Origin of the sequence: Paraburkholderia sp. Ac-20347 (genome assembly GCF_017104805.1) — a bacterium.
GTDB lineage: Bacteria > Pseudomonadota > Gammaproteobacteria > Burkholderiales > Burkholderiaceae > Paraburkholderia > Paraburkholderia tropica.
Genome location: NZ_JAAGPN010000517.1, coordinates 1 through 2360 on the forward strand (window position 1 = coordinate 1; position 2360 = coordinate 2360).

At 67.8% G+C, this 2360-nt stretch carries 3 protein-coding genes; all 3 read right to left on the reverse strand.

Features of this window, described 5'->3' with window-relative positions; translation table 11 throughout:
* Positions 1-161: 161 nt before the first annotated feature.
* From lptC to kdsD, 3 genes are read right to left on the reverse strand one after another with little or no spacing between them, the layout of a single operon-like run.
* Complete coding sequence (gene lptC / locus G3N97_RS38240) at positions 162-761, reverse strand: LPS export ABC transporter periplasmic protein LptC (protein ID WP_205997918.1); 600 nt, start codon at positions 759-761, stop codon at positions 162-164.
* On the reverse strand, positions 758-1324 hold the full coding sequence (locus G3N97_RS38245; RefSeq protein ID WP_065062216.1) for an HAD family hydrolase: 567 nt from the start codon (positions 1322-1324) through the stop codon (positions 758-760). The genes lptC and G3N97_RS38245 overlap by 4 nt, the downstream gene beginning before the upstream one ends.
* Positions 1324-2310 (reverse strand): arabinose 5-phosphate isomerase KdsD, encoded by a 987-nt coding sequence (gene kdsD, locus G3N97_RS38250; protein WP_205997919.1) that lies wholly within the window; start codon positions 2308-2310, stop codon positions 1324-1326. Before kdsD ends, G3N97_RS38245 begins: the two co-directional genes overlap by 1 nt.
* Positions 2311-2360: the final 50 nt, after the last annotated feature.

Genomic DNA, 2360 nt, shown 5'->3' on the forward strand with positions numbered 1-2360 from the left:
GGGTACTGGGGTTCAGACGTGTCCTCTACCAATCGGCCGCGGCCAGCGCGGTCAGCGCCGCGAGCGCGGCACGGCGCCAGCGCGCGCTGCGCAGGCTGCCGGACAAGGAATGGGGAAGCGAATCGTTCATGCAATCGTGCCTTGCGTGGACGGCCCGGGGATCAGGACGAGCCGCCGGAGTCAGCCGGGGCGATCGCGCCACGGACGTTGCCGAAGAGCTGGATGACCCGGGTGACATTGTTGTAGTTCATGCCGTTGGTGGCCGTCATGACCGACAGGCCGCGACGAAGTTTAACCGGCTTTTCGGTCAGGATCACATCGTCGTTCACGAGCACGCGGAAATGTTCGGAATCCGCCTGCATCTCGGGATCGCCGGCGCCGGCCGCGCGGAGAATGCGCGCCTCGTCGTACAGATCGACGATCGAGGCGTCGCCGTTGACCGTGCCGCGCAGGCCCGTGGCCGTGACCACCGGCTTGCCGGGCTGGAACGCGCGCACCGCCGGCATCGTGAGGTCGCTGTAGGCGTTGTCCTCGTAGTGAACCATGTGCGTGGCGGTGAGGCGATACTGCGTCGCGCCCGACTGGTCGAGCTCGGACACCGAAAGCTGGTCGGCGAAGTAATCCGGCGTGTGCGTGAGCGGACGCGGCGCGGCCTCGTTCTCGTGCGGCTTGACCGCCTGGAAAAGCCACCAGGTGAAGCCTGCGAGAAACGCCACGCAGACGATCGGGATCAGCGACGTGAGCCGGAACTTCTGGTTCATCGCGGCTCCGTGCCCGCTTCGGAGTGCGCCGAGCAGGCGGCCGCGAGCAGGGCGTCGTAATGGCCTTGCGCGCGCAGGATCAGGTCGGTGACTTCACGCACGGCGCCGTGGCCGCCGGTCTTGTCGGTGACCCAGTGAGCGCGCGCGAGCACGTCGGTGTGCGCGTTGGCCGGCGCGGCACAGAAGCCCGCCTGCAGCATGACCGCGAGGTCGGGCCAGTCGTCGCCCATGTAGCCGCACTGTTCGGGCGCGAGGCCGGTTTCGGCGAGCAACTGCTTGAACGCGACGCGCTTGTCTTCCACGCCCTGATAAAGATGCGTGATGCGCAGTTCCTTCGCACGCACGGCGACGATCTCGGACTTGCGCCCGGTGATGATGGCCGTGTCGATGCCGGCTTCGCGCAGCAGCTTGGCGCCGTGGCCGTCGAGCGAATTGAAGCCCTTCATGGTGTCGCCCGCGCCGGTAAAGAGCAGGCCGCCGTCGGTGAGCACACCGTCGACGTCGAAAATCATCAGACGCACGCGCGCGGCGCGCGCAGTCGCATCGAGTTCGGGAACCGCCATCAGATCACCTTCTTGGAGAAGAGGTCGTGCATATTGAGTGCGCCGATGAGCTCGCCTTCGGCGCCGACCACCAGCATCTGATTGATGCGATGGCGCTCCATCAGTTCCACGGCTTCCACGGCCAGCTGGTCGGGGCCGATGGTGCGCGGGCCCTTCGTCATGACCTGGGCGATCGGCAGATCGCGGAAGTCGCCCACACGTTCTAGCACGCGGCGCAGATCGCCGTCGGTGAAGATGCCGCTCACGCGGTTCTGCGGGTCGACGATCGCGGTCATGCCCATGCGCTTGGCGGTGAGCTGGAACAGCGCGTCGCGGACCGTGGCCGTGTCGGGCACCGTCGGGACTTCGTCGCCGGTGCGCATCACGTCGCGCACGTAGGTCAGCAGGCGGCGGCCGAGCGCGCCGCCCGGGTGCGAGCGCGCGAAGTCGTCGGCGCCGAAGCCGCGTGCGTCGAGCACGGCGACCGCGAGCGCGTCGGACAGCGCGAGCGCCGCCGTGGTGCTGGCGGTGGGCGCGAGGTTCAGCGGACAGGCTTCCTTTTCGACGCCGGCGTCCAGATGGAAGTCCGACAGCTGGCCGAGCGTGGACTTCGGACGATTGCCGGTGATGCCGATCAGCTTCGCGCCGATGCGCTTCACGAGCGGCAGGATCGCCACGAGTTCCTCGGATTCGCCGGAATTCGACAGACCGATGAAGACGTCGTCGGCGGTGACCATGCCGAGGTCGCCGTGGCTCGCTTCGGCGGGATGCACGAAGAAGGCCGGCGTGCCCGTGGAGGCCAGCGTGGCCGCGAGCTTGCGCGCAATGTGGCCCGATTTGCCGATGCCGGAAACGACCACGCGGCCGCGGCAGGAGAGGATGAGATCGACCGCGCCGACGAAGTTGTCGTCGAGCCGGTCGCGAAGCCCGCGCACGGCGTCAGCTTCGATGTCGAGCACGTCGCGAGCGAGCTTCAGCGCCCGGTCGCCATTGATTTTCGCTATCATCCGGGGAGTATAGCAAAGGCGTATGCGCGCCGCGCCTGCACCCCAGCGCG